At 42.2% G+C, this 24,710-nt stretch carries 25 protein-coding genes and 1 pseudogene; 2 read left to right on the forward strand and 24 right to left on the reverse strand.

Translation table 11 applies throughout. From position 1 onward, the window contains the following. Together ACYTXL_RS17560 and ACYTXL_RS17565 are read left to right on the forward strand one after the other, a co-directional pair. Positions 1-868 (forward strand): O-methyltransferase (locus ACYTXL_RS17560; RefSeq protein WP_461925858.1); only part of this gene is annotated, 868 nt, incomplete at its 5' end. Positions 869-928: 60 nt separating this feature from the next. Further along, the gene (locus ACYTXL_RS17565; RefSeq protein WP_461925859.1) at positions 929-2,356 is read left to right on the forward strand and encodes an amidase; all 1,428 of its coding nucleotides are present in this window, start codon (positions 929-931) and stop codon (positions 2,354-2,356) included. Between the two features lie 57 nt (positions 2,357-2,413). Here ACYTXL_RS17565 and ACYTXL_RS17570 read toward each other — a convergent pair whose 3' ends face one another. From ACYTXL_RS17570 to ACYTXL_RS17685, 24 genes and pseudogenes are all read right to left on the reverse strand, one after another. Continuing rightward, positions 2,414-2,716 (reverse strand): hypothetical protein, encoded by a 303-nt coding sequence (locus ACYTXL_RS17570; protein WP_461925860.1) that lies wholly within the window; start codon positions 2,714-2,716, stop codon positions 2,414-2,416. Further along, positions 2,716-2,994: a DUF4365 domain-containing protein gene (locus ACYTXL_RS17575; RefSeq protein ID WP_461925861.1), complete on the reverse strand. Its 279-nt coding sequence runs from the start codon at positions 2,992-2,994 to the stop codon at positions 2,716-2,718. Before ACYTXL_RS17575 ends, ACYTXL_RS17570 begins: the two co-directional genes overlap by 1 nt. Before the next feature lie 74 nt (positions 2,995-3,068). Next, positions 3,069-3,224, reverse strand: a complete 156-nt coding sequence (locus ACYTXL_RS17580) for a hypothetical protein (protein WP_461925862.1) — start codon at positions 3,222-3,224, stop codon at positions 3,069-3,071. Between the two features lie 146 nt (positions 3,225-3,370). Continuing rightward, complete coding sequence (metX, locus tag ACYTXL_RS17585; RefSeq protein WP_461925863.1) at positions 3,371-4,426, reverse strand: homoserine O-acetyltransferase MetX; 1,056 nt, start codon at positions 4,424-4,426, stop codon at positions 3,371-3,373. Between the two features lie 82 nt (positions 4,427-4,508). Beyond that, positions 4,509-5,813: an O-acetylhomoserine aminocarboxypropyltransferase/cysteine synthase family protein gene (locus ACYTXL_RS17590; protein ID WP_461925864.1), complete on the reverse strand. Its 1,305-nt coding sequence runs from the start codon at positions 5,811-5,813 to the stop codon at positions 4,509-4,511. 183 nt (positions 5,814-5,996) lie between these two features. Continuing rightward, complete coding sequence (locus ACYTXL_RS17595) at positions 5,997-6,710, reverse strand: HAD family hydrolase (protein WP_461925865.1); 714 nt, start codon at positions 6,708-6,710, stop codon at positions 5,997-5,999. A 215-nt stretch (positions 6,711-6,925) separates the two neighbouring features. Continuing rightward, positions 6,926-7,168, reverse strand: a complete 243-nt coding sequence (locus ACYTXL_RS17600; protein ID WP_461925866.1) for a glutathione S-transferase N-terminal domain-containing protein — start codon at positions 7,166-7,168, stop codon at positions 6,926-6,928. Positions 7,169-7,418: 250 nt separating this feature from the next. Beyond that, positions 7,419-8,333, reverse strand: a complete 915-nt coding sequence (locus tag ACYTXL_RS17605; RefSeq protein ID WP_461925867.1) for a TauD/TfdA dioxygenase family protein — start codon at positions 8,331-8,333, stop codon at positions 7,419-7,421. 76 nt (positions 8,334-8,409) lie between these two features. After that, entirely contained in the window at positions 8,410-9,276 is an 867-nt protein-coding gene (locus ACYTXL_RS17610) for a CmcJ/NvfI family oxidoreductase (RefSeq protein WP_461925868.1), read from the reverse strand. An 84-nt stretch (positions 9,277-9,360) separates the two neighbouring features. Beyond that, a complete protein-coding gene (locus ACYTXL_RS17615; RefSeq protein ID WP_461925869.1) occupies positions 9,361-10,032 on the reverse strand; it encodes a glutathione S-transferase family protein in 672 nt (223 codons plus the stop codon). A 595-nt stretch (positions 10,033-10,627) separates the two neighbouring features. Then, the gene (locus ACYTXL_RS17620; RefSeq protein WP_461925870.1) at positions 10,628-11,845 is read right to left on the reverse strand and encodes an ABC transporter permease; all 1,218 of its coding nucleotides are present in this window, start codon (positions 11,843-11,845) and stop codon (positions 10,628-10,630) included. Positions 11,846-11,931: 86 nt separating this feature from the next. Next, the gene (locus ACYTXL_RS17625; protein WP_461925871.1) at positions 11,932-13,398 is read right to left on the reverse strand and encodes an efflux RND transporter periplasmic adaptor subunit; all 1,467 of its coding nucleotides are present in this window, start codon (positions 13,396-13,398) and stop codon (positions 11,932-11,934) included. Between the two features lie 553 nt (positions 13,399-13,951). Beyond that, entirely contained in the window at positions 13,952-14,311 is a 360-nt protein-coding gene (locus ACYTXL_RS17630; RefSeq protein WP_461925881.1) for a Uma2 family endonuclease, read from the reverse strand. Continuing rightward, positions 14,283-14,657, reverse strand: coding sequence for a PDDEXK family nuclease (locus ACYTXL_RS17635; RefSeq protein WP_461925872.1), 375 nt, complete (start codon positions 14,655-14,657; stop codon positions 14,283-14,285). Before ACYTXL_RS17635 ends, ACYTXL_RS17630 begins: the two co-directional genes overlap by 29 nt. A gap of 259 nt (positions 14,658-14,916) precedes the next feature. After that, positions 14,917-15,024 (reverse strand): annotated as a pseudogene (locus tag ACYTXL_RS17640) (helix-turn-helix domain-containing protein); the annotation flags it as partial. A gap of 23 nt (positions 15,025-15,047) precedes the next feature. Next, positions 15,048-15,188 (reverse strand): hypothetical protein, encoded by a 141-nt coding sequence (locus tag ACYTXL_RS17645; RefSeq protein ID WP_461925873.1) that lies wholly within the window; start codon positions 15,186-15,188, stop codon positions 15,048-15,050. 648 nt (positions 15,189-15,836) lie between these two features. After that, positions 15,837-16,292 (reverse strand): response regulator, encoded by a 456-nt coding sequence (locus tag ACYTXL_RS17650; protein WP_461925874.1) that lies wholly within the window; start codon positions 16,290-16,292, stop codon positions 15,837-15,839. A gap of 292 nt (positions 16,293-16,584) precedes the next feature. Further along, entirely contained in the window at positions 16,585-18,897 is a 2,313-nt protein-coding gene (locus tag ACYTXL_RS17655) for an NACHT domain-containing protein (RefSeq protein WP_461925875.1), read from the reverse strand. A gap of 575 nt (positions 18,898-19,472) precedes the next feature. Beyond that, on the reverse strand, positions 19,473-19,721 hold the full coding sequence (locus ACYTXL_RS17660) for a DUF1816 domain-containing protein (RefSeq protein ID WP_461925876.1): 249 nt from the start codon (positions 19,719-19,721) through the stop codon (positions 19,473-19,475). Positions 19,722-20,622: 901 nt separating this feature from the next. Further along, positions 20,623-21,225: a hypothetical protein gene (locus ACYTXL_RS17665; RefSeq protein WP_461925877.1), complete on the reverse strand. Its 603-nt coding sequence runs from the start codon at positions 21,223-21,225 to the stop codon at positions 20,623-20,625. A 45-nt stretch (positions 21,226-21,270) separates the two neighbouring features. Then, on the reverse strand, positions 21,271-22,296 hold the full coding sequence (locus tag ACYTXL_RS17670) for a glucokinase (RefSeq protein ID WP_461925878.1): 1,026 nt from the start codon (positions 22,294-22,296) through the stop codon (positions 21,271-21,273). Between the two features lie 84 nt (positions 22,297-22,380). Further along, complete coding sequence (locus ACYTXL_RS17675; RefSeq protein WP_461925879.1) at positions 22,381-23,028, reverse strand: histidine phosphatase family protein; 648 nt, start codon at positions 23,026-23,028, stop codon at positions 22,381-22,383. Positions 23,029-23,357: 329 nt separating this feature from the next. Beyond that, positions 23,358-23,921: a Uma2 family endonuclease gene (locus ACYTXL_RS17680; RefSeq protein WP_461925880.1), complete on the reverse strand. Its 564-nt coding sequence runs from the start codon at positions 23,919-23,921 to the stop codon at positions 23,358-23,360. A 33-nt stretch (positions 23,922-23,954) separates the two neighbouring features. Then, the gene (locus tag ACYTXL_RS17685; RefSeq protein ID WP_461925882.1) at positions 23,955-24,686 is read right to left on the reverse strand and encodes an ABC transporter ATP-binding protein; all 732 of its coding nucleotides are present in this window, start codon (positions 24,684-24,686) and stop codon (positions 23,955-23,957) included. Positions 24,687-24,710 lie beyond the last annotated feature (24 nt).

The raw sequence follows: 24,710 nt of genomic DNA on the forward strand, positions 1-24,710 counted from the left end.
TACCGAAAGAAGAGTTATGACTCAAGAACTATGGACAGAAGTTGATCGTTACATTACTGATTTGCTTATACCTTATGACCCTGTGTTAAATGCTGCTCTTGCGGCTAGTGATGCGGCTGGTTTACCACCACATAATGTTTCGCCAAACCAAGGTAAACTAAAAAGTGCTGTTACTGTTACCGAAAGAAGAGTTATGACTCAAGAACTATGGACAGAAGTTGATCGTTACATTACTGATTTGCTTATACCTTATGACCCTGTGTTAAATGCTGTTCTTGCGGCTAGTGATGCGGCTGGTTTACCACCACAGAATGTTTCGCCAAACCAAGGTAAACTGCTCATGCTATTAGCCTTAATTCATAAAGCACGCACTATTCTGGAAATTGGTACGTTAGGCGGCTACAGTACAATTTGGTTAGCCAGAGCATTGCCAGCTGACGGTCATTTGATCACCCTAGAGTCAAATCCCAAGCACGCTGAAGTTGCCCGCGAGAATATAAACCGCGCTGGTCTGGCTCATCTTGTCGAGGTGCGCGTTGGCCGGGCAGTAGAGACACTGCCGCAACTAGCTAACGAGGGATACAATCCATTTGACCTGATTTTTATTGACGCAGACAAGCCCAGCAATCCAGAATACTTCGCATGGGCGTTAAAGCTTTCCCGGCGGGGTAGCCTGATTATCGCTGATAACGTTGTACGCAATGGATCTGTAATTGAGGCGAACAGCGATGATCCTAGTGTTCAAGGAGTACGTCGTTTTAATGAGTTACTCGCACATGAACCACGTGTGAGTGCAACTGCAATCCAGACTGTAGGCAATAAAGGGTATGACGGTTTTGCGATAGCACTTGTTACGTCTGACAATTAGCAACTTACTCCAAACTGCTTAACTAAGCCGTAGTTTCACTAAATCTATTCAAACCGAAATATGTCAAACATTGCTGATTTTTCTGCTTCTCAACTGTTATCGCTATATAGCGATCGCCAGTTATCACCAGTTACAGCAACGAAAGCTGCCCTAGAACGGATCAATACTTACAATAGCTCAGTTAACGCCTTTGCGATCATAGATGAAAAGACTGCTCTGGCTGAAGCCCAAGCCTCAGAAGTGCGTTGGCTAAATGGAAATCCCCGTGGCTTAGTGGATGGTATACCTTTTACCGTCAAGGATTTACTATTAACCAAGGGTTTACCAACGCGCCGAGGGAGTAAAGCGATAATCTCCCATCAACCTTGGGAAGAAGATGCGCCTGCGGTGGCTCGTCTGCGGGAACAGGGAGCAGTTTTATTAGGAAAAACCACAACCTCGGAATTTGGTTGGAAGGGTGTCACCGACAGTCCACTTACTGGTATCACCCGCAATCCTTGGAATACAGATTTGACTCCTGGAGGAAGTAGCGGAGGTGCTGCTGTCGCTGCTGCATTGGGCATGGGAACACTGCATCTTGGTACAGATGGTGGTGGATCTTCAAGAACACCGGCGGCGTTAACAGGTGTGTTTGGTTTGAAACCGACTTTTGGACGTGTTTCTGGCTACCCATCAGCCCATACTGGATCATTGTTTCATATTGGCGTTTTGGTTCGCACCGTCACTGATGCCGCACTCACATTAAATGTCATCGCCCATTCTGATGTACGTGATTGGTATGCTTTACCAGATGACAAACAAGACTATACTTCTGATTTAGACAGGGGTGTAGCCGGATTGAAAATTGCTTACAGTCCCAACTTTGGCTACGCTGAGGTTGATTCAGAAGTAGCTGCTTTGGTTAAAGCCGCAGTTGATGTTTTTGCTAAACTCGGTGCGATTGTCGAAGAAGTTGATCCAGGTTTTGTAAATCCTCGCCCCATTTTTCAAACCTTTTGGCAAGCTGGCGCAGCTAAGTTATTGCGTGGCTTTAGTCCAGAACAACAAGCTGTAATTGAAGAAGGTTTGCAAGCTACAGCCAAAGAAGGCGATCGCCTCACCTTAGTAGAATATCTCAACGCCCAAGATGCCCGTGAAGCATTGGGACGGCAAATGCAAAGATTTCATCAAAACTATGATTTATTACTTACTCCCACCTTACCGATAGCTGCTTTTCCCGTTGGACAAAATCGACCTCAATCATCTATTGATCATCAGCACCGAGATTGGACACCTTTTACATATCCTTTCAACCTTACACAACAACCTGCTGCATCTTTACCTTGTGGTTTCACCAAAAACGGTTTGCCTGTTGGTATACAAATTGTTGCTGCAAAATATAAAGATTTACTAGTCTTGCAAGCAGCTAAAGCTTATGAAAGTGTTTTTCCTTTCATCATGCCTGCAAACTGCCATCCAAATTTTACAACCCACATTCCGCAAATGTGACTCATATCATTAATAATTTTGATAAATTAACCCAGAATGTCACTACTAAATACTCAATTAACTTGATTTGGCAGGTGTTTGAGTAATTATGTCGATAATTTCTTGCGGGGATTTGTCTTCAATCGTCACTAATAAATTTATAGCTTTTTTGAGTAGGCGATCGCTATCTTCAAAGGTGTTTTGACTGGGTAACACAAGCTGGATGGGATCACCTGCGTCATCTTTGTCACCTTGAAATACCAACAAACGTGGATTAGGATGATTTACTGCTTGCCATCCTTGTTGCTGGAGGTAGCTGACGACATCAGTTATGTGGAGAGGGTGGGTTTGTGATTCCTCTGTTGAAATTTGTTGTACCATTACCACTCTCCTGTTTTGACCTTCTCTATTAAATCTAGCAACGATTCTGGAGTTAAGCGTTGTTGTCGAGGGATTTTGATTCTAACACTTTGGCGATTGGTAGTTGGTTTGCCGCTTATGTATTCCCAATAACAACTTCCACGCAGACGCATTTCATCCTCATCGTATGTTAACCATTGGGATGAATCTGGAGCTAAGGCAAATAGGATGAGGATACAAGGTACAGCCATCCGAAAATTGCGGCGAATGACTAAATCATTGTAAGTTTTGGCTTCCAAATCGTAGGTAATAGTGTTATTATCTCGCTGCCATTGGTTGAAGCTTTTAGTTGAAAACTGAGCGAAAAACCTGATTATACCCGTCGATTGTTACGGATAATAATTTCATCAAAGTTGCCATCTACCCCATAATCATATTCGCGGATAGAAAGATTTAAGCCTACTTTACCTGCGACTGCTCGGATATAGGCTCGACTTAATGATTCAAGAATATGGGGTTCGGTTAACACAAAATTACAAAAGCTCAATGTAGTTCTACATGATAAGTAAGTGGGTCAAATTAAATATAAAACCTTACTCTGCCTCCGGCTTCCCTCTCCGAACTCACGGAGAGGGATTGAGGGTGAGGTTTTATCTTATATTTAATTGTGCCTTCCTACTTACCTGAAGATCGTTGAAAGTTAATTACTAACTCATTTAAAGCTTCTGTATCAATTAAAAAAGCATCGTGACCGTAAATTGATTTTAGCAAACCTAGTTGAGCATGAGGAATTAAATCTGCTAGTTCTTCTTGTTCTATCGGCGGATAAAGAATGTCAGAATCAATACCAACAACTAAAGCAGGTTGTTTAATGCTTTGCAGAACAGATTTATAGTCTTGACCTTGAGCAATATCATGACTATCCATCGCTTGGGTGAGAGTGATGTAAGTATTGGCATCAAATCTCTCTACTAGCTTTTGACCATGATGTTGTAAGTAGCTAGCGATCGCAAATTGGTCAGCAGAAGCATCATACTGTCGTCCAAAACGTTCTGTAAAGGTCTGCCAAGAACGGTAAGTACTCATCGCCATCATCCGCGCTACAGCTAATCCTTGGTTTGGTGGCTGTTCTGGTGTGTAGTCACCCCCAAGCCAATTGGGATCGGCATAGATAGCCTGTCTTTGGGCTTCACTCAACCCAATACACCAAGCTGAATGTCTACCGGAAGTGGCAATGGGTGCGATCGCTTGCACGATTTCTGGATATAATAACGCCCACTCTAGTACCTGCATCCCACCGAGTGACCCACCAATTACTAGCTGTAAAGATTTAATTCCCAGATATTTAATCAGTGCAGCTTGTAAATGAACCATATCCCGAATCGTAATTGCTGGAAATGATCCGCCATAACGGATTCCTGTTTGGGGATTGATGCTAGTTGCTCCGGTAGTGCCGTAACAACTGCCCAAAATATTGCTGCATACAATAAAATTGCGATCGCTATCCAGTGCTTTTTTTGAACCTAACAAACCTTCCCACCAGTCATCTGCATCAGCCGAACCAGTTAAAGCATGACAAATTAGCACTCCATTATCGCCTTCCAAATTTAACTTTCCCCAAGTTCGATAAGCGACCTGAACTCCAGTTAAAACTTCCTCTCCTTCTAACTCAAATGGTATCGGCAAATGATAATACTGAGTTTGTGGTGAAATCAAGTGCTGATAATTCATCTAATACTAACTGAGGAGACAATAAATTCAAAATTCAAAATTCAAAATTAAGAATTTGAGATTTGGGGAAGATGACCAATGACTAATAACTAATCTGTTGAAATGCTTGCTCAAAATCTTCTTTGATATCGTCAATGTGTTCAATTCCCACTGATACACGCACTAAATCAGGTGTCACACCGGCGGAAAGTTGTTCTGTATCACTTAGTTGTTGATGGGTTGTGGAAGCAGGATGAATAACCAGCGTTTTAGCATCCCCAACGTTTGCTAAATGACTTGCCAATTTGACATGATTAATAAAGGTTTTACCCGCTTCTAGTCCGCCTTTGATACCAAAATTTAATACTCCGCCAAATCCGTGTCTGAGATATTTTTTGGCTCGCTCATGAGCAGGGTGATGGGAAAGTCCTGGATAATTGACCCATGCTACTTGTGGTTGCTTTTCTAACCACTGGGCTAATTCTAAAGCGTTGCTCACATGGCGGTCTACACGCAGAGAAAGAGTCTCTAATCCCTGTAATAACAGAAAGGCGTTAAATGGACTCAATGAGGGGCCAAAATCCCTTAAACCTTCTACTCTGGCACGGATAATAAAGGCAATATTACCAAATTTACTACCTACACCAAATACTTCTTGAAAATTCAGGCCATGATAACCGGGGGATGGTTCAGTAAAGACGGGAAATTTGCCATTACCCCAGTCAAATTTCCCAGAATCGACAATTACGCCACCGATAGAAGTGCCGTGACCACCAATCCACTTAGTTGCAGATTCGACTACAATATCGGCACCGTGTTCAATTGGTCGAGCCAGATATCCGCCAGCCCCAAAGGTATTATCGACAATCAGGGGAATTCCATTTTCATGAGCAATTTGGGCTAAGGCAACAAAGTCGGGTATATTGAATTGGGGATTGCCGATGGTTTCCACATACAATGCTTTTGTGCGATCGTCGATCGCCTGACGAAAATTTTCTACCTCGTCTCCTTCGACAAATTTGACATTTATACCTAAACGTGGTAGAGCAACTTTAAATTGGTTATAGGTTCCCCCATATAAAAAACTGGTGGAAACAATATTATCCCCAGCTTGAGCGATCGTACTTAAAGCCAAGAACTGCGCCGCCTGACCACTAGAGGTAGCTAAGGCTGCTACACCCCCCTCTAAAGCAGCAATTCGCTTTTCAAATACATCCGTTGTCGGATTCATGATTCGCGTGTAGATATTGCCAAACTCTTGCAGGGCAAACAACCGCGCCCCATGATCCGCATCGTCAAAAACATATGACGTTGTTTGATAAATCGGTACAGCGCGGGCATTAGTTCCTACAGCTGGTTCTTGTCCCGCATGGACTTGCAATGTTTCAAAGCGATATTTTTCAGACATAGAGAATTATTGCTAGCAAAGATATTTTGATAAACAATCATAAATCTATCGACTTTTAGTATATTAACATTCCGCTGAATTTGGGCGACAGTTGTTTCCTGAGACGTTGAATTCACCCATGCAAACCAACCTAATTCTCTAATAATTTTAAAAATGCCTTGTGCATCTGATTCTTTTGCTTTTCTAATTTTGGGATGTAACATAGCCGTGAACAAGTAATCTGGGAATATCACCTGGAGAATGGGCAATAAAATCAGCACCGTGAGTTATTAACTCTTCCTCAGTTCCGTAGCCATAAGTGACACCAATTGCAGTCAGATGATTGTGCTTGGCTCCAATCATATCGTGAGAGCGATCGCCTACCATAACCACAGTTAAAGGTGAAAGCTGTTCTGTGACTAAGATGTGATAAATCAAGTCAGCTTTTACACTCCGCGTGCCGTCAAGTTCACTCCCGTAAACCCAATTGAAAAGCGACGACAAGCCAAAATGTTCAATGATCTGCGTAGCATAAATATGTGGTTTAGAAGTCGCAACAAAAGTCTTATAACCAGCAAAACGAATAGCGTCTAAGGTTTCTGAAATCTGGGGATAAAGGGAGTTTTCAAATAATCCTATCGTGGCAAAGCGACTGCGATAAAGTGAAATGGCTTGTTCTAAAACTGTGTCATCTGAAGTCTTCAGTAGCAGCGAAAAACTGTCTTTGATTGGAGGGCCAATACACCAATGTAATTCATCAGCATCGGGTGATCTATGACCGAGTTCAGATAAAGCAAACTGAATGCAGCGAGTAATGCCAGGCTTGGGATCTGTCAAAGTCCCATCTAAATCAAACAGAATAGCTGAGGCGGACATAATTCGTAATTCGTAATACTTCTCTACGAGAGGCTGCGCCAACGGCTGCGCTCAGTACAAGTTCGTAATTCGTAATTAATAATACTCTTAGAGGATGTTTTAAAAGTCCTCTTGTCGATAGCAAAACGTTCTAGATCCCTCTAAATCCCCCTTCAAAAGGGGGACTTTGATCCGGTTTCCCCCCTTTTGAAGGGGGGCTAGGGGGTATAAATAAGTGCCTAAAATCACAGCCAACTACTTTTAAAACAACCTCTTAATTACTCTCTGCACCTCTGCGTTTCTGCGTGAGATAAAAAATAAATATTGTGCATCTGAAAACAAAACTCGCACAGTAACATTTGTGTTGGGACTTTACCTGTGGGATTGTAATTCAGTAGTTCGCTGTTCGGAACTCGTACAGTGACTTTTTGCATTTCGATCTGCTCACTGAGATTCAGTTCTAGTGAAGCTATTCTTGCTATGCGTGCATACGGGGAGTTAGGTGTGTAAAAGAGTTTCATGAAAAAATGCAATCGTTCGACTAATTCAGGAGATACAACTTGGGTAAATTGGTTAACTGGACGGGGTAAAACAAGATTTTCTCGTAAAACCCGTCCTTCATAAGACCTCTTGCAAAAGTCCCTAACACCCCACCCCCAGCCCCTCCCCGCGTGCGGGGAGGGGAGAATTTGACGTAAGTCAAAGGCGGGGTGGGGTTCTTTTTTTGATTTATGCAAGAAGTCTATACTGATTCCCAGTCCCTAATCTCTTTTAAACTAAAGCGGGTTCACGTCGGTTATATGCAGACGAGTCTCCCTTAATGGCTTCACTTTGTTTACCATCAATACCAACGGGAATATCACCAACAATAGTTACTCGTTGAACGTGGCGAGGTTGATTGCCGTAGTCTGCGATCGCATAATGTTGAGTAGCACGATTATCCCAGAAAGCTACATCGCCAACTTTCCAACGCCACCGGACTGTGTTCTCTGGACGTGTGACATGAGCTTGTAGCAATTTCACGATTTCATCGGATTCATTCTGCGATAAACCCCGCAGGCGGCGCACGAAACCACCAATAAATAAGCCACGTTCACCGGATTCAGGATGCACGCGGACAACTGGATGCAGGGTTTCGTATAAAGTTGAGGTAAAAACAGCCCGATGCTCTAAAACTTCTTTTGGTAAGTCAATTGTTGCTGCTGCATAATCGTAGGTGTTGCTGTGTACTGCCCAGAGTTTATCAGCAATATTACGTAGGTGTTCTGGTAAATCTTCGTAAGCAGTCACGGAGTTTGCCCAAATAGTGTCACCTCCTGATGGTGGGATGACCAACGCCCGTAAAACGGAACCAAGGGGCGGACGGTCTACAAATGTGACATCGGTATGCCAGTTATTGGCGCGACTCACAGTCTTGCCATAATTCAGGTCAAGAACTTCTGGGTTTTCTGGCAATGAGGGAACGGTGGGATGGGCTGTAGTGACTTCCCCAAAGCGTCGGGCAAAGGCTACTTGTCCTTGAGCGTCAAGGTTCTGCTCTCGGAAGAAGATGACTTTGTGTTTAACTAAAGCTTTACGGATATCGCTGATGATTTCGTTGCTGAGGTTACTGCTCAAGTCAAGACCGATGATTTTTGCACCGATACGTCCGGCAATTGGTTTGATGTCAAAGTGTTGGGAAGTCATGGTAGTTACTCCAAGTTAAATAAAATTATGGATTTGTCTCACGCAGAGAGTAAGAGTTAGAGGAAGTTTTTGCTATCTATGCGGGGTAAAAGACGAATGTTCGTAGTTCGATGCTTTCTCGTGGGGGAGCGTTGGCTGGGCTGGTGGGGTCTTCAAAGGCTGTATGGGCTGCAAAACGTGCGTGTCCGTCTTCTGCGGAGTCGAAACACTTGATAAATAGTGCCTCGTCTCTGTGCATTTGTGGGAAGTAGAACCATTTATGTTTGGAGTTATACGTGACTCCGTATGTTTCACCGATGCGATCGCGGTACACTAAATCACCAGCTACAAGGTCTGTTATGGGAATGCTCTGGGCATCACACACTGCTAATGGTGACTCTTGAATTGGTTGTGCGATCGCTCGCCAAACATTAACGATGGCAAATCGTTGTTTTAGTAGCGCATCAATGCCATCTATCCCCCGCGCTGCTAGTTCCAAACGGGCCCGAGCATAGCCTGATTTGGCAGTGAAGTCATTGTGTACGCGCTTGGCAGGTTCTTTAATATTATTCTCACCTGACTTGGACTTACCAGCATTACGCAGGGTGTGATCGAATATTACTACCTTCGTTGCACCTGTCACCTCTTTTAATAATTGCTCGGCTTCTGGGTAGTAGACGCGGCGAACTTCGTCTTCGTCATAAAAGTCGCGCACATTAGTAGTATGTCGAGTAAACGCAAAACCTTCTTTATCTAACGAGATTTTCTCTGAGATAGAACGAGCGTTGTAGATGGGTAGTTTGTGCGTCTGATAGCTTGCATTTGTGGGAGGAATCCCGGCTGGCGGTTCGTAGGTATAGTTAACAGGTTTTTCTGCCATTGGAATCAGGTAAGTGAGGTTAGCCTCTACGTATGGCAGTTCTTGGGAAATCGGTCTATCTAGAACTTGGTTATTTAAGCTCATAGGTCATCCCATTTTGGATTTTGGTTAATTTTTGGTCAATACTTAACAGTTAATGATTCACTCCCATCACCACAGCCCTGTGTCCTATTTTTGTGCTGCACCAACGGGAATCGGTTCACCGAGAATTTTGGCAAATCTTTGCAAATAGAAGTCCACAGGATTTTCTACCGCTTGAATTGAGGAGCGATCGCGTACCAGATTCCACCATGTCTGCAAACGAGGTGTTTCTGGTGGTAGTGTGAATTTGCGGAAGTGTTCTAAGAGTGGTAAACGTTCAAACCAAGGATAGAAGCTGATATCAACTAGGCTAAACTGATCTCCTAATAAGTAATCACCTTTGCCTAATCCTTCTTGTTCAATATATAGAAGTGCTTCTGTGAACTCTTTTCTTCCTTGTTCTTGTTCTTGGCTATCTTTACCGCGCAGAAATTTGTTAAAAGCTGGGACAAAGCGAGTATTGGCGTAGTCTATCCAGATGCGAGCGATCGCTTTAGCTGCGCGATCGCGGGGTAATAAAGGTGGTTCTGGAAAAACCTCATCTAGATATTCATTGATAATGGCGGACTCGTAAATTTCAACATCCCCATGTTTGATAGCTGGAACTTTGCCATAGCGCGAAATCTGCGTGTACCCATCTGGTTTATTTTGTAAGTCAATTTCTATCGGGGTGAAGTCAATGCCTTTTTCCAGTAAGACTACACGAGTCCGTTGAGAGAAGGTAGAGGCTTTGGCGAAGTACAGTTGTATGTTGCTCATGAAATCTTTTCCTTGTAATTATCGTGAATGCAGACTATTTTAGATTGCACAACTCCAACTCAAGCAATAAGACAGATGTGTTAATTAGTCCAGTTAAATAATTGACTGGTAGGTATCTACGTCACTTAGATGACATATTACTGTTTATCGGTCGTTTTAACGTATTTTAAAAATTATACAGTCTTTTTGAGAATATGTATACCTAATTATTAGTGTAACTAAATAAATATCTAGACATAATCAGGCTTGTCAAAAAGAGGTATTATATGTACTCGAAAGCTGACTCTAATAGGCAGATCCGTCTTGGCTTGCTACTACCCGCAGGTAATACCATTTCACACAAACCCTGATACATATAGATTTCTCGTAGGGGCACAGAAAAAGCTCATTGGTGTCAACTTCAGAAAAAATCTGCTTTGAGAGGACGTTTTGCCCTCATCCCCTAACCCCTTCTCCCAACTTGGGAGAAGGGGAACTAGAAAATTTGCTCCCCTCTCTCAAAATTGGGAGAGGGGCTGTTCTTGTGAGGGTCAAACCTCGAAAGCTTGCCAAGGCTAACTTCTACGTTAAGTTGACACCAATGCCATTCCCATGACTAAGCACTTCTAAGAGCCACAATCGGGTCAAGTTTAGCAGCACGACGTGCAGGAACAACACCAAAGAATAAACCAATACCAGCAGAGACACCAACTGCCATAATAATCGCCGTTGGAGAAAGACTCGCTTCTAAAGGAGTCAAGGCTCCCACTAATAGAATGCCACTGATACCAACCGCAGTCCCAACTAAGCCACCAGCGGCAGAAACTATTACTGCCTCAATGATGAACTGTAGCAAAATATCTTGCTCAGTTGCCCCGATCGCTTTCCTCAATCCGATTTCTTGGGTGCGTTCGGTGACGGAGACTAGCATAATATTCATGATGCCAATGCCACCGACAAACAACGATATGCCGGCGATCGCTGCTAGCATAGTTGTCAATGCGCCTGTAATTTGACCCACAGTTTGCAAAGCATCCTTTTGAGAGCGAAGAGTAAAGTCATCTTCACCATTAATTTTGTGCCGTAGACGCAACAAATTAGTAATTTGAAATTCTGCTGCATCCACACTGTCTGAATCACGAGCGGCAGCGACGAGATAATCTAAGGCGATACCATAGGGAGAATTCTTTCCCACAAGTCGGTTTGCGGAAGTCGTAATCGGTATTAAGGCAGCTTCATCATAATCTGCTCCCACGCTGGAACCTTTGGCTGTTAACGTCCCAATCACTTGAAAGCTAGTATTTCCGATTCGCAATTGCTGACCGACAGCGTTACTATTACCGAATAGTTTTTCTGCCAAGTTTGCACCTAGCACAACAACTTGGTTGCTTCGCTTGATATCTACCTCAGAGAAAAACCTGCCTTTAGCAGTTTCAAAATCCCGCACCGACAGAAAACTGGGAGCTGTGCCAATGATATTAACATCGGTGTTTCTGTTGCGGTATGTAATTACCTGTCTTCTGTTTAATTCTGGCGCAACTCCTACTACTGTTGGTACCTGAGAGGCGATCGCATTGGCATCTTGCAACACCAGAGTTTTTGGTACTTCAAAGGAGATACGCTGAGTTTCTCGATTACCTGGAATCACAAACAGCACATTTGGCCCTAATGACTCCAGCTGTTTATTCACATACTTTTGCCCACTTTCGCCAATGCCAATCATGGCAATTACTGAAGCGTTACCAATAACTATACCCAGCATGGTGAGGGCACTACGCAGCTTATTTGACAGCAGGGTTTTACCCGCCATTTGGACACTTTCTAAAAAGTTCATGCCAATTTTGGATTTTGGATTTTAGATTTTAGATTAAAAGCCTGTTCCGGGGGAATCTCAAACAATACTACCTATGCAATTTGGGTTCATTTTTTCTGTTGCTCTTTTGCCTTCTCGATTTTGTAGTCTTTGGGTGGATTAACAAAAATGCGATCGCCTTCTTTAACTCCTTCTAAAATCTGAGTTTGCTCTTGGATTTGCGCCCCAACTGTAATTTCGCGGAATTGGGGTTTATTGTTTGCATCTGGTACAAGTACGCCAGTTTTACCCTTTTCGGTGACGATTGACACCGTTGGTAATACTAAGGCATTATTGACGCGATCGCCTAAAAAAGTCAGATCCACATTTAAGCCAGAACGCAGTTTATCTGTGCCAGTATCGAGAGCAACCCGCACCTGGAAGGATGTCACACCTTGTTCCACCACAGCTTCTGGAGCAATCAGGCGCACATGACCTTTAAAAACTTGATCGGGATAGGCATCGGCGACAATTTCCACCTGCTGTCCCTGTTTGATTCTGCCAAGATCGGCTTCAGGAACTTGAGCTAATATTTCTAAACCGCGTGCGACAGCGACAATTGAACTGGAAGTTGCCGACGCACTGCTAGAAGCAGAAGTTGTGGGTGTGACAAACGCCCCTGGTTCGGCATACTTTTGCGTGACAATTCCCGAAAGAGGAGCGCGAATAATTGTATCTTCCAACTGCACTTGCACACCCTTCAATTGAGCCTCAGCAGCAGCAACAGCTGCTTGACGCTGGACAATTTCTTCAGAACGGGTGCCATCTTCCAACAGAACTAATGCTGCGCGTGCTTCATTGACAGCAGCTTGGCGTTGCTCGATTTCCTCAGTCCGAGTGCCACTTTCGACTAACGAAAATCGTTTTTTAGCTTCTTCTAAATTGGCTCTACCACTTTTGTCTTCACTGATAGCTTGATCGAATAATTGTTTTTTCTCGGCTCCCTGTTCGTATAGGTATTGATAACGCTTTACCTGTTGAGTGTTGTAATTCACCTTTGCTTGAGCCGCATCCACTTGGGATTGAGATTGAGCAACCTCTTGGGGACGATTACCAGCCCGCGCGGCGGCAAACTGGGCTTGAGCTTGTGCTAACCGCGCCCTAGCTTGAGCTATTTCTTGAGGACGACTACCAGCAACAGCTTCGGCTAGTTGGGCTTGACTTTGGGCTAAGTTAGCACGGTACTGGCTGCTTTGGGCTTCAATGCTGGCACTATCCATACGCGCGAGAATTTGCCCTTGTCGAATGCGATCGCCTTGTTCCACATATAATTGCGATAGCACTCCGGGGTTCTTCGGGCTAATATTTACGCTCTTAACTGGCACGACTTTGCCACTAGCTGTAATCCGCAAAGTAACATTTTGCGCTGCCACTGGCACAGTTAATTGAGTAATATCTTCTTTTCTCCCTTGATTTACCAGGGTATAGGCTGTGACTGTACCAACAACCAAGGTACTCCCTGCCATCAGCCCCATCAGCCAGCGTAATGGATACTTAACTTTGCCTATAACTGGAAATTCTATGTGCGTAGCCATATCTAGAAGCCTATGAATCTTGTTTTATGCGAGTAGTCCTCAGTTAGAGGGCATTGCAGGAATAGGGTTTTTTCAAACTTTTGGATTAAATATTTATAAGTAAATTCACAACTAGAGGCATAATTAGCTTCATAGTTGCTTAATCTTCCTTAATAATATGCATTACATAGCTGTATGTCTTCACCTAAATGGGTGACTTTAACCACTAGTATAACGTGGGGGGAGTTTGCCTACTTATAACAACTAGTAGAACATGGCGAAAATAAACCACTGATTCCCAATCAATACTTCTCTACGAGAGGCTGCGCCAACGGCAAGCTCAGTAACCATGAAACGCATACGCGGGAGCATCTCAGTGAAAGCAAATATACCAGATGAGAAACAACATTCTTGCTCCCTCTCCTTAATAAGGAGAGGGTTGGGGTGAGGTTTTATCAGGCTTTTTAGGAAAGTGAGATGCTCCCCGCATACCCGACAAGACTACTTAGATTTTTTCAAAAACAAATTACAATTCCTATAGCTACCCTACGCTTATTGAGAATACTTTAAGTAATCATTGCTGAAATTGGGTTAATAACCAAGCACCAACTTGACTTTGATTTATTTGACGAGTTCGCCGTAATGCATCGTTTAATAAAGAAATTGTTAATCCTGGTAATACCTGAGATTCTGTAATCCGCCTACTACCTTGGTTTTCAATAGCAAAAGCCATAACTTGCACATTCTGGACATTTAAAATCCAGTATTCTTTCACTCCTAAATCTTCGTACAAAAGTCGTTTTTTGCCTTGATCATCAGCAAGTGAAGTATTAGCAACTTCAATAACTAAATCTGGTGGTGGATATATATCTAGATTAATGATTGAAGTTCCATAAGGAATAACATCAGCATTCTCGCCAATGTGGATATATATCTAGATTAATGATTGAAGTTCCATAAGGAATAACATCAGCATTCTCGCCAATATAGTAAGACACATCCGGTTGAGCTTCATTAAAGCCGGTTTTCCGGTAAGTACAGTTAGTTAAGCCTTTGGCGAGGATGCCTTTGATTGTGCAAAAAAGGTTAACAGCAAAGGCAATAATTGTGTTGTCGCAGGCGTGGTCATGGCCGAGTGCGTAGATTTCAATCCTCATCTGTCCATTGTGGTAGTAACCCTTGGCTTTTTCATAGGCAGTATTTTCAATTATTTGGATATATTCATCCCAAGTTACTGCTATCCAGGTATCAGTTACTAGTTGGATCTGTAATTCGCTCATAATATAACTAAAGGAGAACTTTAACAACGATCATACAAGTTTTCTTTTCCAGCACTAACCTGACAGTAAAGCTTTAACTGCATCCTTACTATAGCAATTCTCATATTAATCATAATTATTAATATATTCAGAGCGAAACTAACTGATCAAACCTGGGAGAGGTTGAAAATTCTGCTGAATGATAAATTTAAAGTAGGGCTAGCTATTTAAAACAAATTGTTGATGGGTTTTAAGCAACTTCTTTAGGTGACATTTTAATTTATACTTTTTGATTTAAAGCTGCTGCAATCGGAGCCAATATAGACAAAGAATGTCCCTCATAGTCAGCATCTTCCAATCGAGCAATGACTGACTGGGTAGTACCGACTAAATCAGCTAGTTGCTGCTGGGTTAGCCCGCTTGTTTACGTGCATCGTAGATGATTTGAGATACTTGAGCATTTACAGATGATTCTCTAACCATCTCTTGTAATTCTGGATCTTCTTTGATCATTCTTTTAATGATTTTCAGTGCATCACTAGTTTTCTTCATCTATTTGTTCCTCTGGTTCGATATAAGTATGAAGTTCTGAATTTAGGATGAATAAATTTTTGTATGTTAATGCTAAATCAATTTCTTGATCTGGAACTTGGTTATCCTCTATCATCCTGAAATAAAATAATCCGTGTTTCTGGCATCCTATGGGAGCAGGTTATACCATTTCACACAAACCCTGATACATATAGATTTCTCGTAGGGGCAGAGCAATGCTCATTGGTGTCAACTTCAGAAAAAATCTGCTTTGAGAAGGCGTTTTGCCCTCATCCCCTAACCCCGAATCCCAAGTTGGGATTCGGGGAACTAGAGAATTTGCTCCCCTCTCCCAAAATTGGGAGAGGGGCTGTTCTTGTGAGGGTGAAACCTCGAAAGCATGCCTTGCCTAACTTCTACGTTAAGTTGACACCAATGAGCTTTTTCTGTGCCCCTACCAACGTATTTGTATCATTATTAAAGTGAAAGGTTAGTACGCATACTATTAATTTTATCGCAAAAATGCGATTTTAGTGAGTAGGTAGAAGATCCAAGCCCTCTATTCTAGTTTGACTCGTTTTTTACCTGTTAATAGCTGTTGGATTAACTCGCGTTTTTGTTGTTTGTAAACTGCGAGTTGTTTTTCAAGAATAAATATTTCGTTATCAACTAGTGTAAAACTAGTAGTTCGGGAAAACATTTTTCCACAACATCTGACTGTACTTGATTCCTAATTATCGAAACAAATTTGTCAATGTCTAATGGTTTAAGTAAATATTCTGCAAACTCTACGTCTGGAATTTGGTCATGAGTACCTGTGGTAGATGTTGAAGTCACCATGATTGGGATATGATTTCCATTGTCTGCTTCCATAGCACTCAATGTATTTATCAATGTATAAATACTTTCACCTAAGAACCTAATTTCACAGACTAGGATGTTCGGCGTGAAAGAACTCAGGATTTCTAAAGCTTCTTTTACCGAACCAGCCGTAATCACATTTGCGCCCAAGTCTTTGAGTAAAAATGCGTACAAATCTCTACTATCGCGATCGTTGTCTACAACGAGGACTTGTACACCTTTGAGTATCCCAACTGTCAAGCAAAAGTCATTGATTAAATTCATAATAAGACCTGCAATTAGGGCTTGAAGTGCAAAGTGAGGCGAAAAATCTATCGTCTTAAGGGGACGAGACGACCGGATACGTTAAATAAAAAGTAGCAGAGAACGACTTAATGGTTAAAATTACCAGGTTCTGTTCTTGTACTATGAACGGGTGTTGTTTGATTTCCTAAATGAATTGATTAATTACGACACAAAACTTTTTAAGTTACGAAAATCTATGGTTCAGATAGCTGTAAAGGGTTAACGAGTTCCGGAAGCCTTAAGCAAGTCTGAGTAGTTCACCTAACATTAACTATTGCCATTCTCTGTCCTCAAGTTCCTTCTGAGGCAGCAATAAGGTGGCTTCAATTTCCTCTCTGATAGCAGCCGTGACTTCAGAATTGCTATGCAGGCAATCGAGTAGTAACTGATTGGCATCATAGTAACGTTGCAGCACTTGCTGTTGCTCAGGACTAAACTGCCACTCGTGGTTAATATTGCGATAATTAATCACCGTCATCTTTAACTGTTCAGCCCAAGCTGAATAGTTCGTCTGCCCCCATAGCCCAAACCGTTCTTGACTTTGACGAGAATTTGGCAATTCGTCAGAGAGTTTTTGCAGAGATTTATGGAGTCCGACATCCAAAACAATGCCCAGAATGTTCGAGAGAGCTTCTCCACAGGCGTGGATGTGGGCAAAGTCCTGGTTCCCATCAATTGCACACTCCAGCAGCAGGTCATCTAATGCTACATCCAGAAACATCCCCTGGTCAAGGCTGCTGGCTAGGGCAAAGTGAGAAGCTATATGAGGAGTCCGACTCAAGGCAAGGTAAAATGCTCGAACTGTGGCATCTTTTGTTTGGATGGGAATCGTGCGAGATTTTTGGCTAGCCCACGTCAAAAATTCTTGTAAATAAGGATCTTGGGCAACCAGTGTATCAATCTGTTGCTTCATCAACAGTACCAGCCCGTCTGCACTCCGAAGCATGGTAGCCGTTAACAAGAAGATTTCGCGCCAGTGCGGGTCAGTGATATGACTGACCAGACCTCCCAGCGCTTGCTCAAATGCCTGTAGGTTATGGCTGGCAACGATTTTTCTCGCAGTTAAATATTCTTGAAACGCCAGATAGGAGAAGGAGAAAATTCCTCGCGCCCGTTCTGCCAGTAGCCCATGTTGAGCCTCGATTGCCTTCAGCGCCGCTTCGCTTTCTATTTGCAGTTCCTCTGCATCCATTGGTGTGTCGGTTAGATTCTGAATATACTCACCAATATATTGCTCAACAATGCGTTGCTCAAAAAAGTACTGCCCTTGCTCAAATGTCGCTGCTGCAATCTGACTCAATAATTTGAGCTTTTGTGGTAATAAAAACCCTCGGTAAACGTCATCCCGTTCAATGCCTCTGGCTTCGTCCCATTTACCCAACACTAGGTCTAGACCTTGTTTATAAAAGTCAGTCCGCTTAGTCGGGAATTTTTCTTGACCGTGAAACACCCAGCAGGCAAGATGCAGAAATAGGGGTGTGACGACGAGTTGGCGAAATTCCCAGTTTTCATCTAACTCCAACTTTTGAATAAACTGAATCGACTGCGCCAGACTATCTTGAGTGTTGGTCTTGGGAAAGGCCACAAACCATTTTTGAGCGAAGGCTCGGATTTGTTCTAAGGTAAATGGGGCAATCTCAACATCGGTAAAACCTCGGAGTCTGAGCTTTTGAACTGCTGTTCGACAGGTGGCCACAAACTGATTTTTGTGATACTTCTCTGAAAATTTGCGAATTTCGTTTAAGACAGCATTGCTTTGTTGGTTAAGAACTTCATCCATGCCATCAAGCAACAGTAACACTCTGCCTGCATTAAGCAAGGTTTCGATGACTGAGGGATCGGAAATTCTAGATGTGTGAAACTCCTGGCGAATGTACTTTAATAGGCTGAACTCGTTGGTGAATTTAGACTCTTCGGCAAAATTTCTCAGTGTGATGAAGATCGGAACTTGATTTGCCGCAAATGCGCCTTGGTTACACTGAATGGCGAGATATTGCAAAAAAGTTGTTTTACCTATTCCTGGTTTGCCTAGCACCCTAAGCTTGGAGCATTTTTCAACTGCCTGTGTACCAGGTACGTGGTTCTGGTCAGCCTCACCTAAGCCAAAACGGTCAAATTCTTTGGGATCAATGTTTTGCAGCTCAGTGATTTCTAAGTACTGTTGACTGGCAATTGACTCCAAAATATTCACATCTATATATATGTTATCGATCGCAACTGGACGGTTGATATCCAATAACTGCAAAATACCACACTGATCTTGAATTTTGTCGAAGCGCTGCGATCGCACTTTTTGCACTAAGGCATCAATCTCTAGGACAGACGGTTGAATGAATTCCTCTCCTTCACCGAATTCTGCCGGAGGATTGGTAGCAATCTCCCGCCAATTCAGGGACAACACCGAACAAATTTCAATAAAGGTATGACGCTCAACCGGACGGCCACTGAAAAACCGCCAAATTGGTTGTCTAGTCTTGAGGTTAACTTCTGTTGCCAGATTGTCTTGTGTCCAGCCCTTACGAGCAAATGCTCTTTTCGCCTCTTGAATGCCAGTGAGTGATATCTGGAGCGATCGCTTGACCATAGGACAAAAACCCTGCTCCTCAAATCATGAACTTTAACTTTTGTTAAATATCTGAAATTTCATCACTTTTTATGTGATATCACCATTATACTCGATTAATCTTATACAAAATCCCAAAGTATACTCTCCTTTTGTTAAATCTTTGTAACCAACTCAAACGTTATACGTTGATCTTATACATCTCAAGCTTTGCTCTGTAATGGTTAAGTAAAGATTGAGAGAGAGCTTAGTTATGAATACTTACTTGCTCAAAAATTATAGTTGTATAAGCAGTAGAAATTATACGTCAAAATTGTTATATTATACATAGTGAGGTAGGGAAAATACCGTGCGGGTAGTCCGTTGGAGAACTCGGAGAGTAGCCGCTTCTCTACCAGACGCTGCGCGTAGCTTGCAACTCCTGCTGAGTACGGCAAGCAAGCTCAGGGCAACGCGCTTTGCGTAGCTTGCTTCGATCTATGAGTATGCGTCTAGATGAATTGTGCCTACCAAGGATTTCGGGTAACGCATAATTAATTTCTGAAGATGTCTATTATCGAAAAACCCCTTTTAGCAAAATATCTCCAAGACAGGCTTCAAAAACTAAATATTTGGACTTGTGCTTCCTCCGGAAAAATTGTTAGGACATCAGGCTGACATTCTTTGACTAGTGCAATGATGTCTCTGGCTCCTTCCTGATATAAGTCTTCGACGTAGCCACTTCTAGAAAGTTGTGCCTCTTTTTCACTATCAAAAGGCCCAAAGTAATAAGTACAGTGCGGAACAATGGTGTTAATTTCTACCCACCAGGCAAACTCTGACTGATTAGATTCAAATAAATTCATGAGGGATACCAATGATTAATTAGGCAAGACGACGAATTTTAGATCACAAATTAGAGGATGATCCGATATAGAGACATTCTTCATTTTTACTCGTATCGTTTTCTCAACTAGCATTTCCTGATAGCAGTAGCTACAACGCCAGTAAACTACTCCCGAATGGACGTGACGGAGTAAAGCATTTGAACAGCAAAGACAAGTATATTTTGCCTTCATAGATTGACTGATTTCTGTAGATATATGACCTAGGCTGCCACCAGTAATCAAATTCTTTTGACTCGTTAATAAATGTTTCATTTTCAAAGCCTAAGAGGTAACGGCGGTATCAAATATCAGCTATTTATTTCACTTGGTTGTGTGTAATTTGCTAATTATTTTTAGTATGACATTCTAGTGGTAGAAATCATGTTTGAGCAAGCGGTTGAGTAGCGTATAAGTTGTATGATAATGAGCTAAAGAAATTAAATAATTAAAATACAGCAGAAGTGGGGAATGGGGAGTGGGGAGTCAATGGAAAAATCTTGTTAGCGACAATCCAAAATTCTTTATCCGGTTTGCGGTGCATTGGAGAAGCCATAACACATCCTACAATCAACCTTTTGCAAAAGTAAGAAAAGAGACTTGAGTCGCTGGCTGAACTACATCTGTTGTAGGGGCACAGCAATGCTGTGCCCCTACCACGTGGTCTATTTACCTGAAAATAGCTGTAATATCTTCAATTATTTGTGCCTAAGTAGGTAGGCGTAATTAAACATAAGATCAAACCTCACCCTCAATCCCTCTCCGTGAGTTCGGAGAAGGAAGCCGGAGGCAGGGTGAGATTTTATATTTAATTTGACCTACTTACTTACTTATTAGCCTTGCAATTGATTGCAAGGCTAATATAGTAAAGGTTTTAATTATTTCACTTTTTCAAAACTACATGAAAGGAATTTAAATACCCAGTAATGGTTTTAGCTAATGTCTTCTGCTGTTTTTTTGTAGTTATTGCCATTACTTGATACAATCGTCCTTCAGCAACATACATTCTACTTCTAGTGATTTTCCCTCCAGAATTGATGTACTCAATTTCTTTGCCAGGATGATTATTGGAACTACGAATATTTTCTTGACTAATTAAATGACTTTTCGTAGTCTTTAAAGCCATATCCCGTGCATTATTAAGTACAGCTTGGGGATCAGCCATTTCACCGTAACTATAAGGAAAATCATTGTAAGCAACTACATACGCTACTTGCTGTTTTGGTGGTTGAGCGACAAATATTTTTAAGGTAATTTTCCCCATGTAAGTTTTTTGGTATTGGGTATTTCTGTTGGGGTTTCCCGGCATCAAAATACTAAAGCGTCCATCTGGGGCGGTGAATAATTTCCATTTTGGCTGCGCGGGTTGAGAAACTGTTGGTTTGACAACAGCCGTTGGAGGTTTAGGTTGACGCGCTTCCACTAGAACAGATCCACCACAGACGAAGGTAGCGGCGATTAATGGCAACAGACTTTTAATTGTCATATTTTTTGCCTTTTGAGATGCTGATCTCACTGATGATGCTAGCTGTTATAACCTAGCAGCACATAAAGCAGCACCAATTAGCCCCACTTGCGAGTTGAGGATAATATACACGGGGATCTCTTCGAGGAGGCGGCGCATCCTACCTTTTTGGGTGAAATTTAATAAGAAACCACTATTTTGGATTAAGGGCAGGATTTTGGGCGCAATTCCACCAGCAATGTATAAGCCACCGTAAGGTAGCAGTTTAAGGGCGAGATTGCCGGCTTCTGCACCATAAGCGTCTATAAATAATTGCAAAGTTTGTTCACAAAGGCGATCGCATTTTTGGAGTGCGGCTGTACCAATAGCAGCACCGGGATCGACACTTTTCTCTTCCTGTCCCGCTTCTTGTTCCCAAGTTCTAACGATTTGGGCAATATCTGGTGATTCGGTAGCAAATTTGCGATCGCGCAAAAATTGATAAATTGCCACAATTCCCAGTCCAGAAACTACCCGTTCTACAGAAACGCGCTGAATATCATGTTTATCCAGCAGGTGTTTCAACAATTGAAATTCTAACTCGGTCCGGGGAGCAAAATCAGCGTGTCCACCTTCTGAGGGAAAGACTTGATAGTGCTGTCCTTGCTTAATTAAAAATCCTTGTCCTAAGCCAGTACCGGCGCCAATAATTCCAATGGGGGCTTCGGGTTGAGATTTGCCAACTTGCAACGTCAGCAAGTCTTGTTTTTGTAACCCTAAAATGCCATAACCAACGGCGGCGAAGTCGTTAATCAAAGAAACGTGCGGAATACCCAATTCTTGTTCTAGACGTTCGGTATCCAAAAACCAAGCCAAATTGGTTAGCTTGGCAGTATTTTGGACAACCGGACCTGCGATCGCAAAACAAGCTTTTTGTGGTATTGGTCTATTAGCTTTAACCAAAAACTCCTGCACTATCGGTACTAAATCAGGAAAATCGCCACTCTGGAAACTTTCCTGATAAATAGTATGTAAACTGGTTGAATCTGATGTTTCAACCAATTGCAGAATAGTTTTCGTACCGCCGATGTCTCCTGCAAGTAACAACGTCATAGAACTTATTCGTGAATTAATTACTTTTTTTGTAGAATATACCCAACATAGCGAAATCCATGATTTAAAATCTCGATTAGAGATTTAAGCAAATCGAATAACTTCTTCAATGTGGGTTAAATGGGAAGTATCTCCCTTTAGTTCTAATAACCATTCTGGTTCCTCGCGTACCACTTTTACCAGCGAACATAAAGAAGCTTTAACTTCTATTTTGGCAATTTCTCCCACTAGCCCCATTGCTGCACCCAACACAGATGCACCATGCGCTACTAGCAGGATATCTTCTGGGATGAACTCAGTAGCTAGACATCTAGCAGTTTGCCCAGAACGTTCTCGGACTTTTTCGTGAGTTTCAGGATATTTGGCGGCGATACGTGAAGTATAGCTGGTGTCAATTCTGGGGAATAACTGCGCTAATGCTGGAGTTGAGAGTCTTTCGGGTTCTTCTGTCATCCAAGCTGGGTTTAGCCATTCACTCAAGCCGATTTCCAATTTAATCGGTAAGTTGAGAACTTCTGCAACTGCGTTTGCTGTTTGTACGGTTCGCAGGAAGGGAGAAGCAAAAATATGGGCAATATTCTCTCTTTTCAATCTTTTAGCTAACTGTTGTGCCTGCACCCTACCATCGTCAGACAAGGGTGGATCGTAGCGTCGTTCGGCGGTGAGAAACCAATCAGGGTTTACGAAGTCGAGGCGGTTAGCGTGTCTTGCTATCCAGACTATTTGACTCATGGGTTTAATTATTCTGGTGAATAGAATTCGCCGCTAAACAAATATAGGCATCTGCAAGGAGGCCTGCAAATATTAATATATGACAAAATCGTAATAATTTGTAATAATATAAGTTATTTGGAAAACTTATCAGTGGCGTCAGTGTAGTTTTACTTAAAGCCTTTTTAGCCAAGTTTCTAAAGCAATATCGACTATAGTAATCTGCTGAAATGTTTAGGATTGTGATAGCGATACTTTGCTTATATAGCGGTTCTCAGTTAAGTAGGTACTGAACCCCACCCCCAACGCCCTCCTTGCAAGCGAGCAGGGGGCTATGATGTTAGGAAAAACTATAACTTTAACCATCCAAATAGTTGTCCTACAGTTAATTGAAGATTACTAACTAAATCGGGAACTGGTAATATTTCTTGTTCTTCTTGTAAAAGTTCTGGTTGCTGCTTTGGTGGATAAACTAAAACAGAGCGATCGCCTGGATCAATTAACCAACCTAAACGACTACCATGCTTTAGACAATGTAAGATATTTCCGGTTACTTTAGTCTGACTTTGATCTGGTGAAAGAATCTCAATTGTCCAGTCTGGATAAGTATTAAAGACGTTCGCCACATCTCCACGTTCATCTAAGGGAATTCGCTCCCAAGCAAAGACAGCTACATCAGGGACAATTGAACGCCCACCAAAAGTACATCGCAATTCTGGGAAAGCCAGGGCAATTTTTCGACTCTCAACCACCTCATTTATACCTGTGACTAACTTACCTTGTAATTTACTATGTTTTCCCTGTGGCATTGGCTTTTCAATAATTTGACCGTTGATATATTCTGAACTAGGCTTTGTTTCTGGTAGTTTCAAAAACTCTTCTAAAGCTAGGGGTTTCGTTGGTGATTTTACCATGTGTTTGTACCTCCCAAGGTTTAATTTAATTAATCACCCTAAATAAGCTTTTCTAACTCGTTCATCACTAATTAATTCTGATGCTGTACCTGTTAAGGTAATAGAACCAGCTTCCAAAACATAACCGCGATCGGCAATTTGTAGCGCTAGATTAGCGTTTTGTTCAACTAACAGAATAGTCACGCCTGTAGCACGGAGATTTTGAATAATCGAGAAGATTTCGCGGACGATCGCAGGTGCTAAACCTAAGCTAGGCTCATCTAAAAGTAACAGTTGTGGTTTACTCATTACAGCCCGAGCGATCGCTAACATTTGTTGTTCACCACCACTGAGGGTTCCTGCTAGTTGATTGCGTCTTTGTAACAAACGCGGAAATAGCTCAAATTGATGCTGAACATCTGCTTTTATCTCGGCTTGATTGGAGCGAATATAAGCACCCAAAAGTAAATTATCAAATACTGTTTGCCGCGCTAATACTCTGCGCCCTTCAGGACAATGGGCGATACCAAGTTTTACAACCTCGTGAGCTTGGCGGCGGGTAATATTATGTCCATTATAAATAATCACGCCACTCTGAGGATTAACTATTTTAGATATGGCGCGGAGTGTGGTAGTTTTACCAGCACCATTAGCACCAATTAGAGTAACTACCTCGCCTTTTTGAATAATTAAATTAATCTTTTTCAGAGCTTGGATACCGCCGTAATTAACATTAAGTTCTTGAACTTCTAAAATTGTATAGTTTGGTTTATGATCGGCGTTCATCGGCGGTTTATATCCAGAAATATT

Source organism: Nostoc sp. (genome assembly GCF_054880495.1).